The 13178-nt window shown below is 72.2% G+C and carries 10 protein-coding genes; all 10 read left to right on the top strand.

The features are described 5' to 3' along the window. The first annotated feature begins 17 nt into the window (after positions 1-17). Genes ACZ470_RS28695 through ACZ470_RS28740 form a run of 10 tightly spaced genes read left to right on the top strand, consistent with a single transcriptional unit; the run spans position 18 to position 13178 of the window. Complete coding sequence (locus ACZ470_RS28695) at positions 18-2195, top strand: bi-domain-containing oxidoreductase (RefSeq protein WP_468431839.1); 2178 nt, start codon at positions 18-20, stop codon at positions 2193-2195. Beyond that, the gene (locus ACZ470_RS28700) at positions 2192-4141 is read left to right on the top strand and encodes an alginate lyase family protein (RefSeq protein WP_468431841.1); all 1950 of its coding nucleotides are present in this window, start codon (positions 2192-2194) and stop codon (positions 4139-4141) included. Before ACZ470_RS28695 ends, ACZ470_RS28700 begins: the two co-directional genes overlap by 4 nt. Positions 4142-4155: 14 nt before the next feature. Next, positions 4156-5691: a right-handed parallel beta-helix repeat-containing protein gene (locus tag ACZ470_RS28705; RefSeq protein ID WP_468431843.1), complete on the top strand. Its 1536-nt coding sequence runs from the start codon at positions 4156-4158 to the stop codon at positions 5689-5691. A 1-nt stretch (position 5692) separates the two neighbouring features. Next, entirely contained in the window at positions 5693-6991 is a 1299-nt protein-coding gene (locus tag ACZ470_RS28710) for an O-antigen ligase domain-containing protein (RefSeq protein ID WP_468431844.1), read from the top strand. Positions 6992-6999: 8 nt separating this feature from the next. Further along, on the top strand, positions 7000-8211 hold the full coding sequence (locus ACZ470_RS28715; RefSeq protein ID WP_468431846.1) for a glycosyltransferase family 4 protein: 1212 nt from the start codon (positions 7000-7002) through the stop codon (positions 8209-8211). Then, positions 8208-9443 (top strand): class I SAM-dependent methyltransferase, encoded by a 1236-nt coding sequence (locus tag ACZ470_RS28720; RefSeq protein WP_468431848.1) that lies wholly within the window; start codon positions 8208-8210, stop codon positions 9441-9443. The genes ACZ470_RS28715 and ACZ470_RS28720 overlap by 4 nt, the downstream gene beginning before the upstream one ends. Then, the gene (locus tag ACZ470_RS28725; RefSeq protein WP_468431850.1) at positions 9440-10234 is read left to right on the top strand and encodes a glycosyltransferase family protein; all 795 of its coding nucleotides are present in this window, start codon (positions 9440-9442) and stop codon (positions 10232-10234) included. Before ACZ470_RS28720 ends, ACZ470_RS28725 begins: the two co-directional genes overlap by 4 nt. Next, complete coding sequence (locus tag ACZ470_RS28730; protein WP_468431851.1) at positions 10231-10878, top strand: PIG-L deacetylase family protein; 648 nt, start codon at positions 10231-10233, stop codon at positions 10876-10878. Before ACZ470_RS28725 ends, ACZ470_RS28730 begins: the two co-directional genes overlap by 4 nt. A gap of 3 nt (positions 10879-10881) precedes the next feature. Further along, the gene (locus ACZ470_RS28735; RefSeq protein ID WP_468431852.1) at positions 10882-11907 is read left to right on the top strand and encodes an NAD-dependent epimerase/dehydratase family protein; all 1026 of its coding nucleotides are present in this window, start codon (positions 10882-10884) and stop codon (positions 11905-11907) included. Next, positions 11895-13178 (top strand): DUF4910 domain-containing protein, encoded by a 1284-nt coding sequence (locus tag ACZ470_RS28740; protein WP_468431854.1) that lies wholly within the window; start codon positions 11895-11897, stop codon positions 13176-13178. The genes ACZ470_RS28735 and ACZ470_RS28740 overlap by 13 nt, the downstream gene beginning before the upstream one ends.

Here is a 13178-nt window from a genome sequence, read left to right on the forward strand (position 1 = left end):
AATTCAGAGGAGTTCGGGTGAAGCAGGTTGTACAGAACTACAAGAGCGGCGAGCTGGCGGTGCTCGACGTGCCGGTGCCGGGGTGCAAGCCGGGCGGTGTGCTGGTCCGCAGCGCCTACTCGCTGATCTCCACCGGGACCGAGCTGATGAAGGTGTCCGAGGCCGGCATGTCGATGCTGGGCAAGGCCCGCTCCCGGCCGGACCAGGTGGCCAAGGTGATGCAGAGCGTGGCCACGAACGGGGTGCCCGCCACCTACCGCAAGGTGATGGGCAAGCTGGACTCCTACACGCCGCTGGGCTACTCGCTGTGCGGGGTGGTCGAGCAGGTCGGCGCCGGGATCGACGATGTGAAGGTCGGCGACCTCGTGGCCTGCGCCGGCAACGAGCACGCGCTGCACGCCGAGCTGAACTGGGTGCCGAAGAACCTCTACGCCCGGGTGCCCGAGGGCCTCGCACCGCGGCACGCGGCCTTCGGCACCGTCGGGTCGATCGCTTTGCAGGGCGTCCGCCAGGGCGAGTCACAGCTCGGCGAAGTGGCGCTGGTCATCGGCCTCGGCCTGATCGGGCAGTTGGTCGTGCAGCTGCTCGCCGCCTCGGGGGTCCGCGTCGTCGGCGCCGACCCCGACCCGGCGCGCTGCGAGCTCGCCGAGCGCCTGGGCGCCGCGGCCTGCGGGGATCCGGCGTCCGCGGCCGTGGAGACCGCCGTCGCCGAGCTCACCGACGGCCATGGGGTGGACCAGGTGTATCTGGCCGCCGGCGGTGGCAGCAACCAGCCCGTCGAACTGGCCGCCAAGCTGAGCCGGGACCGCGGCCGGGTCGTCGACATCGGCAAGTGCCGGCTGGACCTGCCGTGGAACGCGTACTACGAGAAGGAACTCGACGTCCGGTTCTCCCGCAGTTACGGCCCCGGGCGCTACGACCCGGAGTACGAGCTGGAGGGGCGGGACTACCCGATCGGCTACGTCCGCTGGACCGAGCGCCGCAACCTGGCGTGCTTCCTCGATCTCCTCGCCCGCGGCAGCGTCGACGTGGAGCCCCTGGTCTCCCACGTCGCCGACTTCGACGACGCCGTCGAGACGTACGGGCGCCTGAAGGACGGTGACTTGAAGGCCGTGGCCGTGCTGTTCCGGTACCCCGAGCAGGCGGGGGAAGCGGAGGATGCCGCCCCCTCGGTCGCGGTGCCCGCCGTGAGTGCGAAGCCGAGACCGGTCCGGGCGGCCAGGACGCCGGTGCGGCTCGCGTTCGTCGGCGCGGGGAACTACGCGACGTCGATGCTGCTGCCGCACCTGGCCCAGCGCGACGGCGTCGAGTTGTCCACGGTCGTCACCACGACGGCGCTGTCCGCGGCCAACGCGCAGCGCAAGTTCGGCTTCGCCGAGGCGACCACCGATCTCGACTCCGTGCTCGGCGACGAGTCCGTCGACGCGGTGTTCGTGGTCACCCGGCACAGCTCGCACGCCGACCTGACCCGAAAGGCGCTGCTGGCCGGCAAGGCGGTCTTCGTGGAAAAGCCGCTCGCCCTCAGCGAGGACGAGCTGGCCAGTGTGCTCGCGGCGGTCGAGGAGTCCGGCAACGACCGGCTCCAGGTGGGCTTCAACCGCCGGTTCGCGCCGCTGCTGCGGGAGGCCAAACAGCGGTTCGGCGCCCGGAGCGGTCCGGCGAACCTGCGCTACCTCGTCAACGCGGGCCGGCTCGACCACGGCAGCTGGTACCTGCGACAGGGCACCGAGGGCTCGCGGTTCGCCGGCGAGGGAGGGCACTTCATCGACACGGCGAGCTGGCTGCTCGACGCCGACCCGGTCTCGGTGTACGCGACCGCCACGCCCGGCAACGAGGACCTCCAGGTCGTACTGCGCTACCCGGACGGGTCCACCGCCACCATCGGCTACGTCACCAGCGGCCCGGCCGCCTTCCCCAAGGAGACGGTGGACCTGGTCGCGGACGGTCGCGCGCTGCGGCTCGACGACTTCGTCCGGGCTTCGGTCTACGGCAGTAAGCGGTGGGTGAGTTCGCGGCTGCCCAAGGCCCGGGACAAGGGCCAGAACGCCGAACTGGCCGCGTTCGTCAAGGCCGTGCGGACCGGCGGGCCAATGCCGGTGCCGCTTCAGTCGCTGGTCGCCACCACGTCGGCCACCCTGGCCGTGCGGACCGGTCTGGCCGCCGGCGCGCCGGTGACGCTGGCGGGGGCGCGATGACCATGAGCGCGGGCTGGTACCTGCGGCGGCTGTCCCGGATGGGGCCGCGGGAGGTCGGCGGCCGGGTGGGCGACGCGGTACGCAGGCGCCGGTGGCGGTCGGTGCGGCCGCCGCAGGGCCCGAGCGTGCCCGGCGCCCGGTTCACGGCGGTGCTGCCCGCCGGGACGATCGACGCGATCCCCCCGGACGCCGCGAAGCGGCTCGTCGCCGAGGCGGACCGGCTGATGGACGGGCACGCCGAGTACTTCGGGGTGGTCCGCGACGACCTGGCCGAACCGGACTGGTGGTACGACCCGAAGACCGGGCGCCGGGCCCCGGCGGGCTACGCCTTCGACGTGCCGTACCGGAACGAGGACGCGGTCGGGGACATCAAGCAGATCTGGGAGCCGTCCCGGCACCAGTACCTCACCCGGCTCGCCGCCGCCTACGCGATCACCGGGGACGAGCGGTACGCCGAGCGCGTGGCCGCGCACCTGCGGTCGTGGTGGGCGGTCAACCCCCCGCTGCTCGGCGTGCACTGGGTCAGCGGCATCGAGCTGGGCATCCGGCTGCTGTCGTGGGTGTGGGTCCGCCGGCTGCTCGACGGCTGGCCGGGCGCGGCCGGGCTGTTCGAGGGCAACCCGGTGGCGGTGAACCAGATCTGGCACCACCAGCGCTGGCTGGCCGCGTTCCCCAGCCGGGGGTCCTCGGCGAACAACCACGTCATCGCCGAGGCGGCCGGGCAGTTCGCCGCGGCCTGCGCGTTCGGGTGGTTCCCCTCCTCGGCGCACTGGCGGGCCGACGCGCTGCGGTCGCTGGAGCGGCATCTGCGCGGCAACACCTTCCCCTCCGGTCTCAACCGCGAACTGGCCACCGAGTACCACGGACTGGTGCTGGAGCTCGGCCTGGCCGCGCTGGCCGAGGCGGATGCCGCCGGCGTGCCGGTCCCCGCGTCGGTCCGGCTGGTGCTGCTGCGGATGACCGACGCCCTCGCGGCCGTCGTGGACGGCCGGCTGCGGCCGCCGCGCCAGGGCGACGCGGACGACGGGCACGGTCTGGTCGTGGACGGCGCGGGCACCGACCGCTGGGCCTCCCTGCTGGCCACCGGGGACGCCGTCTTCGGCCGGCTCGGCTGGTGGCCGGAGGTGACCGGCACCGATGTGCGCACCCCGCTGCTGGCCGCGCTCGTCAAGCACACCGAACCGGCCGTGACCCGCCCGGAGAGCCGGCCGGGCCACTTCGCCGACGCGGGGCTCACCATCCTGCGCGGCCCTGGGGAGATCTGGTGCCGCTGCGACGGCGGCCCGCACGGATTCCTGTCCATCGCCGCGCACGGCCACGCCGACGCGCTGTCCGTGGAGGTCCGGCACGACGGGGTCGATGTGCTCGCCGACCCGGGGACGTTCTGCTACCACGGGCAGCCCGAGTGGCGGCAGTACTTCCGGTCGACCCTCGGCCACAACACCCTGCAACTGGACGGCGCCGACCAGTCCGTCTCCGGCGGCCCGTTCCTGTGGACCCGGCATGCCGAGAGCCGCGTCCTGGTCGCGGACACCGCCGACGGGGGGACGGCCCGCTGGTGTGCCGAGCACGACGGCTACCGGCCCTCCGTGCACCGCCGCCAGGTCGAGCTGACGGCCGCGAGCGGGGAGTTGAGGATCGTCGACGAGGTGCGCGGCGGCCCGCGCCGGGCCGTACGCCTGGCGTTCCACCTCGGCCCGGCGATCACCGCGGACCTGACGGGCAGCCGGGCACGGCTCACCTGGACCCGGGACGGCGCGGACCGCTCCGCGGTGCTCGACCTTCCCGCACAGCTGTCCTGGCGGGCGCATCGCGGCGAGAGCGACCCGCCGCTGGGCTGGTACTCCGCCGGCTTCGGGCGCAAGGAACCCGCCACGACGCTGGTGGGCACCGGCTTCACCGACGGCGCGGAGGGGTTCACCACCGTGCTCGGGTTCCACGGCTAGGGGGAAGGGAAAGCGTGGGGATCAAGTGGCGGCACCGGGCGTTACCGGCGGCACCGCTGGCGCTGGCTCTGCTGGCGGCGACCGGCTGTACGAGCACGCCGGACGCACGGCCGGGGCCGACCGCTTCACCGTCCACGTCCGGTGCGCCGTCCTCGCCTGTGGCCCGGGTGTGCGCCGCGCCCGCGGCCGGGCCGGCGAAGGCGCCCGCGGGCGCGGTGACGGTCGACCCCGCGGTGGTCGGCGACCTGGCCGCGAAGACCGAGAGCAGCCCTCCGAACACCACGTTCTGGCTGCGGCCGGGCAAGCACAGGCTCGAACCGGCGCGCTACGCCCAGGTGATCCCCAAGGAGGGGAACCGCTACCTGGGCGCGCCGGGAGCGGTGCTCGACGGCCGGAAGACCAACCAGTACGCGTTCGGCGGCAGCGCCCGCGACGTCACCATCCGCCACCTGACGGTGCAGCACTTCGTCGCTCCGCACGACGAGGGCGTGGTCAACAACGGTTCGGCCGACGGGTGGGTGATCGAGCACGCGAGGATCCAGTACAACTCGGGTGCCGGGATGATGGCCGGCAACCGCCAGCAGATCCGCGCCAACTGCCTGCGCGGCAACGGTCAGTACGGCCTGAACGCCTACAAGGCCGACGGCATCCGCGGCCTGCTGGTCGAGGGCAACGAGATCGTGGACAACAACACGGACGACTGGGAGAAGCGCAAGCCGGGCTGCGGCTGCACGGGGGGCGCCAAGTTCTGGGCCGTCGACGGCGCGGACGTACGCGGCAACTGGGTGCACGACAACCGCGGGACCGGGTTGTGGGCGGACACCAACAACAACGACTTCCGCATCGAGAACAACGTGATCGAGGCCAACGACGGCGCCGCGCTGATCTACGAGATCAGTTACAACGCGGTCATCCGGGACAACCTGATCCGGCGGAACAACTGGGTCGAGGGCCGCGGGTCCGCCGAGCGCGGCGACCCCTTCCCGTTCGCGACCGTCTACCTGTCCGAGGCCGGCGGTGAGCCACGGGTGCCGGCGCGCACGGACAGGATCGAGGTCCACCGGAACGTGCTGGAGAACAACTGGAACGGCATCACCCTGTGGGAGAACGCCGACCGGTTCTGCAACAGCCCGGCCAACACCTCCTCCGGCGACTGCACGTTGCTGGTGAAGGACACCGACCGCTGCGCACAGCCGGCGATCGCCACCGCGCCACTCCGCTCCGACTGCCGGTGGAAGACCCAGCGGGTGGACATCCACGACAACCGCTTCGTGCTGGACAAGTCCGTCGTCGACTGCACGGCGAGGTGCGACCGCATGGCGGTGCTGGCCAACTACGGCACCTACCCGGACTGGTCGCCGTACAAGGGCACAGGGGTGGCGGAGGCGATCACCCTCGAACAGCACAACCGCTGGCACGACAACACCTACCTCGGCGCCTGGAAGTTCGTCGTCCAGGACCCGAGCCGGGTGCTCGACGCCGGGCAGTGGCAGGACACGCCGTACCGGCAGGACGAGGGCAGCACCTTCCGCCCACGGGCCGGTGGTTGAGATGGGCGGGACCCTGGGGCGGGGTGGTCCGCCGGGCGGACCGGACACGGCGGGCAAGCGGCCCGGCGCCGAACCTCGGCCCGCCGGCACACCGAGGGCGGTCGGGATCGTCTGGGCGCTGCTGGGCCTCAACACGCTGGGCTCCACGGGGGCGGAGACCATCGTCCCGCTGCCCCGCTCCCTCATCCAGTTGGTCACCATGGGCGCGCTGGTCGCCGCGTTCGCGCTGGCACTCGTGCTCAATCGCCCCCTGCGCGTCAGGGCCAGCGCCTTCGTGTTCCTGCTCACCCTGCTGCTGGTGCCGAGCGTGATCTCCAGCGCGGACCCGGAGTCCGGGGCCGGCGCGCTGTTCCGCTGCGCCCGGCTGACGGTCTTCGTCGCCACGCTGTGGCTGCTCACCCGCTGGTGGGACGGCGGTCTGACGTTCGTCCGGCACCACATCCGGATGTACTTCGCGGTGCTCGGATCGGCGGTGGCCGGCCTGGCCATCTCGCCGGGCGCGGCCATGCCCGAGCTCTACGGCGGGCGGCTGGTCGGCGCGTTGTGGCCGTTGACCCCGCCGCAGATCGGCCAGTACTCCGCGGTGATCACCGGGCTCACGGTGCTGCTCCTGATGGGCCGCCGGACCGACCGGGCGAGTGCGGCGGTGGTCATCGTGCCCTCCCTCGTCGTCCTCGCGATGACCCACACCCGGACGGCCACGGTGGGCCTGCTCGTCGGGCTGGCGCTGGCGATCGGCTCGCTCGTCCTGACCAGCGCCGCCGCCCGCAAGTTCTTCGCCTGGGCGGTGCTCGTCGCCACGGTGGCCGCGGTGGGGTTCGCCTCCGCGCTGCGGGCGTGGTTCCTGCGCGGTCAGACCGAGGAGAACTTCACCAGCCTCACCGGCCGGGCCAAGGTCTGGGACGCCCTGCTGGCGGCACCCCGGACGACCACGGAGACGTTGTTCGGCATGGGCCTCGGCGACAAGTCGTTCGACGGGCTGCCCATCGACAACAGCTGGCTGGCCGTCTACCACGAGCAGGGTCTGACCGGCGTCACCGTCGTGGCGGCGTTCGTCGTCGTGCTGGGCGGTGTCGCGCTGCTGCGGCCGCCGTCGCTGCCGAGGGCCTGCGCGATCTTCCTGATCAGCTATGTCGCGATCTCGTCGTACACCGAGGCCGGGCTGGGCGACGCCTCGCCGTATCTGCTCCATCTGGCCCTGGCCGCCTCGCTGCTGGCGGCACCCGCCGCGGCGGCGCCCCCCACCACGCCCGCAGTTCCTCGACGACGTGTCCCGCGCTGGGCCCGGGACCGGAGGTGACCTCACGCATGCACGTCCTCGTGGTGCACAACCGCTACTCCTCGGCGCAGCCGAGCGGGGAGAACATGGTCGTCGACCAGGAGGTGGGGCTGCTGCGCGCGGCAGGCCACCGGGTCGAGGTGTTCGAGCGGCGCAGCGACGACATCGCCGCCCGGTCCCTGCTGGGCAAGGCCGCGGTGCCGCTCCTGGTGCCGTGGAACCCGGCGGTCCGCACGGAGCTCACCGCCCTGCTGCGTACCGAGCGGCCGGACGTGGTGCACGTCCACAACGTCTTCCCGCTGCTGTCGCCCGCGGTACTGGCGGCCTGCGCGGACGCCGGGGTGCCCGTCGTCGCCACGCTGCACAACTACACCCAGGTCTGCCCGCCCGGCACGCTGCACCGGGACGGCCGGCTGTGCACCGAGTGCGTCGGGACGAAGGCGTCGCTGCCCGCCGTCCGGCACGGCTGCTACCGGAACTCCCGGCTGGCGACGGTACCGCTCGCGGTCAGCCTGTCGGTCAACCGGCGGCGGTGGTGGTCCGGCGTGGAGCGGTTCTTCTGCATCTCGGCGGCGCAGCGCGATGTCCTGGTGCGGTCCGGCATGCCGGCCGAACTGCTGGCGGTGAAGCACAACTTCGTGCCCGACCCGGGGTCCTTCCGGGAGGGCGACGGCGAGCAGTTGCTCTTCCTCGGCCGGCTCGCGGACGCCAAGGGCGTGCGGCTGCTCATGGCCGCCTGGGACGAGCTCGCCGCGGACGGCGGGGTGGGCGTGCCGCTCGTGCTCGCCGGCGCGGGGCCACTGGAGGGGGAGGTGACCGCGTGGGCGGCGGGCCGGGACGACGTGCGGTACGTCGGTCTGTACGACCCGGCGCAGGTCCGGCAGGCCGTCGCGCGGTCGGTCGCCGTGGTGGCTCCCTCGGTGTCCATGGAGACGTTCGGCCTGGTGGTCGTGGAGGCGATGGCGGCGGGGGTCCCGTCCGTCGCCGCCGGTCACGGCGCCTTCGTCGAACTCGTCGAGGACGGGGTGACCGGGCTGCTGCACCGGCCGGGCGATCCCGCCTCGCTCGGGTCCGGCATCCGCCGGATCACGGCCGATCCGGCCCGCAACCGGGAGATGGGCCGGGCGGCCCGGCGCCGTTACGAGCAGGACTTCAGCCCGGCCGTCGGGCTGGAGCGCCTGGTGGAGGAGTACCGCTCCGCGATCGCGGGTCGGTCGGAACGAATGGGGGGCAGGAGATGACACGATGCCGACTCTGCGGCTCGGAGACGCTGGCGAGCGTCGTCGATCTGGGGGCGACACCGCCGTGTGAGAGCTTTCTCGCCGCGGACCAACTGGACCTGCCGGAGCCGGCGTACCCGCTGCACCTGCGGGTCTGCACCGACTGCCGGCTGGCGCAGATACCTCCGCTGATCACCCCGGAGGAGACGTTCAAGGAGTACGCGTACTTCTCCTCGTACTCGACCTCGTGGGTGGAGCACGCGCGCACGTTCGTCGCCGACGCCGTCCAGCGGGTGGGTCTCGGCGCCGACGGCTTCGTGGTCGAGGTCGCGAGCAACGACGGGTATCTGCTGAAGCACGTGGTGGACCGGGGGATCCGCTGCCTCGGCATCGAGCCGTCGGTGAACGTCGGCGCCGCGGCGCGGGACGCGGGTGTACCGACGCTCACGGAGTTCCTGAGCCCGGACACCGGCTCGGCCGTCCGCGCCGAGCACGGCCCGGCGGACCTGGTCGTGGCCAACAACGTGTACGCGCACATCCCCGACGTCGTCGGGTTCACCCAGGGCCTGCGCGCCCTGGTCGCCGACGACGGCTGGGTCTCCATCGAGGTGCAGCACCTGCTGACCCTGATCGAGCGGAACCAGTACGACACGATCTACCACGAGCACTTCCAGTACTACACGGTCGCGTCCGCGATCCGAGCCCTCGCGAGCGGCGGACTCGCCCTCGTGGACGTCGAGCTGCTGCCGACGCACGGCGGCTCCATCCGGCTGTGGGCCCGGCCCGCCGAGGTGGCCGGCGAGCCGACCCGGCGGGTGGCCGAGGTGCTGGACCGGGAGAAGGCCGCCGGGCTCCAGGACCTGTCCGGGTACACCGAGTTCTCCGACCGGGTGGCCAAGGTGCGCCGGGACCTCCTCAAGTTCCTCATCGGGGCGGCCGAGCGCGGCGAGACCGTCGTCGGCTACGGCGCCCCCGGCAAGGGCAACACCCTGCTCAACCACTGTGGCATCAGGCCCGACCTGCTCGCGTACACGGTCGACCGCAACCCCTACAAGCACGGCAGGTTCACCCCGGGCACCCGCATCCCGATCCTGCCGCCCGAGCGGATCGCCGCCGACAAACCGGACTACGTCCTCGTCCTCCCGTGGAACCTGCGGACCGAGCTGGTCGAGCAGCTCTCCTACGTGCACGAGTGGGGTGGCCGCCTGGTCTTCCCCATCCCGGAACTGAGCATTGTCGAGGTCAAGCGATGAAGGTCGTCCTGTTCTGCGGCGGTTACGGAATGCGGATGCGGAGCGGCGCCGCGGACGACGTGCCCAAGCCGATGGCGATGGTCGGGCCGCGACCGCTGATCTGGCACGTCATGCGCTACTACGCGCACTTCGGGCACAAGGAGTTCATCCTGTGCCTCGGCTACGGCGCCCACCACATCAAGAACTTCTTCCTCACCTACGAGGAGACGACGTCCAACGACTTCGTGCTGCGGGGCGGGCGGACCGAGCTGCTGTCCACCGACATCTCGGACTGGACGATCACGTTCGCGCAGACCGGCATCGAGTCACCGATCGGGGAGCGGCTGCGCCGGGTGCGGCACCATCTGGACGGCGACGAGATGTTCCTCGCCAACTACGCGGACGTGCTCACCGACGCCCCGCTGCCGGAGATGATCGAGAACTTCGCCCGGCGCGACGCCGGCGCCTCGATGATGGTGGTGCCGCCGCAGTCCTCGTTCCACTGCGTGGACCTGGGCGAGGACGGACTGGTGGGCGGCATCACCGCGGTGAGCGACATGCCGCTGTGGGAGAACGGCGGCTACTTCGTGCTCCGCCAGGAGGTCTTCGACCACATACCGGAGAACGGGGACCTGGTCGCCGACGGTTGCGCCCAACTGGCCAAGCGCGGACGGCTGGTGGCGCACCAGCACCGCGGCTTCTGGAAGCCCACCGACACCGTGAAGGAACGGGCCGCGCTGGACGCCGCCTACGCCCGGGGCGAGCGCCCGTGGGCCGTGTGGGAGCGGGACGGCGCGGGGGTGAGCGCGTGATCCGGCTCGGGGCGGGGCGCCCGGGGAGGATCGTCGCGGTGGGCGCGCACTGCGACGACATCGCCATCGGCGCCGGCGGCACGCTGCTGACGCTGTGCCTCGCGCGGCCGGGTGTCCGCGTCGACGCGCTGGTGCTCTCCGGCGGCGGCGGTGAACGCGAGCAGGAGGAGCGGGCCGCGCTCACCGCGTTCTGTCCGGGCGCCGATCTGCGGCTGACCGTGCACAAGCTGCCGGACGGCCGGCTCCCCGCGCACTGGGAGGAGGCCAAGTCCGCGGTCGAGGAACTGCGCGAGCGGACCGATCCGGATCTCGTGCTGGCGCCGCGCACCGACGACGCGCACCAGGACCACCGCGGCCTGGCGCGACTGATCCCCACGGCGTTCCGCGACCACCTCGTGCTCGGCTACGAGATCGTCAAGTGGGACGGCGACCTCGGCCGTCCGACCGCGTACCAGCCGCTGTCACCGGAGATCGCCGAACGGAAGGTGCGGCTGCTCCAGGAGCACTACCCCTCGCAGCGGCACCGGCCCTGGTACGACCGGGAGGCATTCCTCGGTCTCGCGCGGATCCGCGGAATCGAATGCCACGAGCGCTACGCCGAGGCGTTCGCCGTCACCAAACTCACTCTCGACCTGGGGGAATGAACCTTGCGCGTACTGCTGACCGGACACCTGGGCTACCTGGGCACCGTGATGGCCCCGGTCCTCGCCGCCGCCGGGCACGAGGTCGTCGGGCTCGACTCCGGCCTGTTCTCCGACTGCGTGCTGGGCCCGACGCCCGCCGACCCGTCGGGGCACCGGGTGGACCTGCGCGACGTCACCGCGGACCACGTGGCCGGGGTCGACGCCGTGATCCACCTGGCCGCGCTCTCCAACGACCCGCTGGGATCGCTGGCGCCGGAACTCACCTACGACATCAACCACCACGCGTCCGTACGCCTGGCCCGGCTGGCCCGCGACGCCGGCGTGCGGCGCTTCCTGTACGCGTCGACCTGCTCGGTCTACGGTGCCGCTGGCGGCGACGACCTGGTGACCGAGGACGCCCCGCTGCGCCCGGTGACGCCGTACGCCGAGTCCAAGGTGCGCGTCGAGGACGATCTGCACGCCCTGGCGGACGGCGACTTCACCCCGGTGTACATGCGCAACGCCACCGCCTTCGGCTTCTCGCCCCGGCTGCGTGCCGACATCGTGCTGAACAACCTGGTGGGTCACGCGCTGCTGTCCGGCGAGGTGCTCGTGCTCTCCGACGGCACCCCGTGGCGCCCGCTGGTGCACGCCGCCGACATCGCACGGGCCTTCTCGGCCGCGCTGGTCGCGCCGCGGGAGGCGGTGCACGACCGGGCCTTCAACATCGGCAGCGAGATCAACAACGTCACGGTCGCCGAGATCGCCGAGCAGGTCGCCGCGGCGGTGTCGGGATCGAAGGTGGTGATCACCGGGGAGACCGGTGCCGACCCCCGTTCGTACCGGGTGGACTTCTCCCGGTTCCGTGCCGCGATCCCCGGCTTCGACTGCGAGTGGACGGTGAAGCAGGGCGCGCTCGAACTCGCCGACGCCTACCGGCGACACGGTCTGACCCGGGAGGACTTCGAGCGGCGCTTCACCCGGCTGGCCGTGCTGCGCGCGGCGTCCGACGCCGGCAATGTCGACGACACCCTGCGGTGGCGCCGGTGACCACGGTCGGCGAGGAGATGTACTCGCTGGTGGAGCGGCTGTACCCGCTGTGCCGGAGCATCACCGGCGACGGTGTGCGCGCCACCCTGGACATCGTCGGCGAGTACATCCCGCTGCACAGGCACGAGGTGCCGACCGGGACGCAGGTGCTGGACTGGACGGTGCCGCAGGAGTGGAACATCCGGGACGCGTACATCGCGGACTCCGCCGGCCGCCGGGTCGTCGACTTCGCCGCGTCCAGTCTGCACGTGCTGGGCTACAGCGTGCCGGTGTCGAGGACCATGCCCCTGTCCGAGCTCCGCGCGCATCTGCACACCCTGCCGGAGCACCCGTCCTGGGTGCCGTACCGCACCAGCTACTACAAGCCGGAGTGGGGGTTCTGCCTGGCCCAGGAGACCCTGGACGCGCTGCCGGACGGCGAGTACGAGGTGTGCGTCGACTCCACACTCGCGGACGGCCACCTCACCTACGCCGAGCACGTGGTCCCCGGGCAGGTCCCGGACGAGGTGATCGTCTCCTGTCACGTCTGCCACCCGTCGCTGGCCAACGACAACATGGCCGGCGTGGCGGTGGCGACGTTCCTGGCCCGGGAGCTGGCCCGGCAAACGCCGTACTACACCTACCGGTTCATCTTCGCGCCGGGCACCATCGGGGCGATCACCTGGCTGGCGCGCAACGCGGAGAGGGTCGAGCGGGTCAAGCACGGTCTGGTGCTGGCCTGCGCGGGCGACCGGGGCTCGTTGACGTACAAGCGGAGCAGGCGTGGCGACGCGGAGATCGACCGGGTGATGCGGCATGTACTGGCCGCCTCCGAACGCCCGCACCGCGTCGCCGAGTTCACGCCGTACGGCTACGACGAGCGGCAGTACTGCTCGCCCGGGTTCGACCTCGGCGTGGGCTCGCTCACCCGGACCCCGTACGCGGGCTATCCCGAGTACCACACCTCGGCGGACAACCTGGACTTCGTCTCCCCGGAGGCGATGGCGGACACCCTCGCGGTCTGCCGCGAGGCGTTCGCGGTCCTCGACCGCAACCGGCGGTACGTCAACCTGAGCCCTTACGGCGAACCGCAGTTGGGCCGAAGGGGGCTGTACGACGCGCTCGGCGGCCGCAGCGACACCAAGCAGGCCCAGATGGCCATGCTCTGGGTGCTCAACCTCTCCGACGGAGAGCACAGTCTGCTGGACGTCGCCGAGCGGTCCGGGCTGCCGTTCGACACCGTCGCCGCCGCGGCCGACGCCCTGCGCGGGGCCGGGCTGATCAAGGCATGA

Source organism: Streptomyces sp. NPDC031111 (assembly GCF_055570675.1).

What these genes read in the sequence shown, in the direction of transcription:
- ACZ470_RS28715 (WP_468431846.1), top strand. Translation starts at nt 7,000, where the DNA reads ATGCACGTCCTCGTGGTGCACAACCGCTACTCCTCGGCGCAGCCGAGC.
- ACZ470_RS28720 (WP_468431848.1), top strand. Translation starts at nt 8,208, where the DNA reads ATGACACGATGCCGACTCTGCGGCTCGGAGACGCTGGCGAGCGTCGTC.
- ACZ470_RS28710 (WP_468431844.1), top strand. Translation starts at nt 5,693, where the DNA reads ATGGGCGGGACCCTGGGGCGGGGTGGTCCGCCGGGCGGACCGGACACG.
- ACZ470_RS28700 (WP_468431841.1), top strand. Translation starts at nt 2,192, where the DNA reads ATGACCATGAGCGCGGGCTGGTACCTGCGGCGGCTGTCCCGGATGGGG.
- ACZ470_RS28725 (WP_468431850.1), top strand. Translation starts at nt 9,440, where the DNA reads ATGAAGGTCGTCCTGTTCTGCGGCGGTTACGGAATGCGGATGCGGAGC.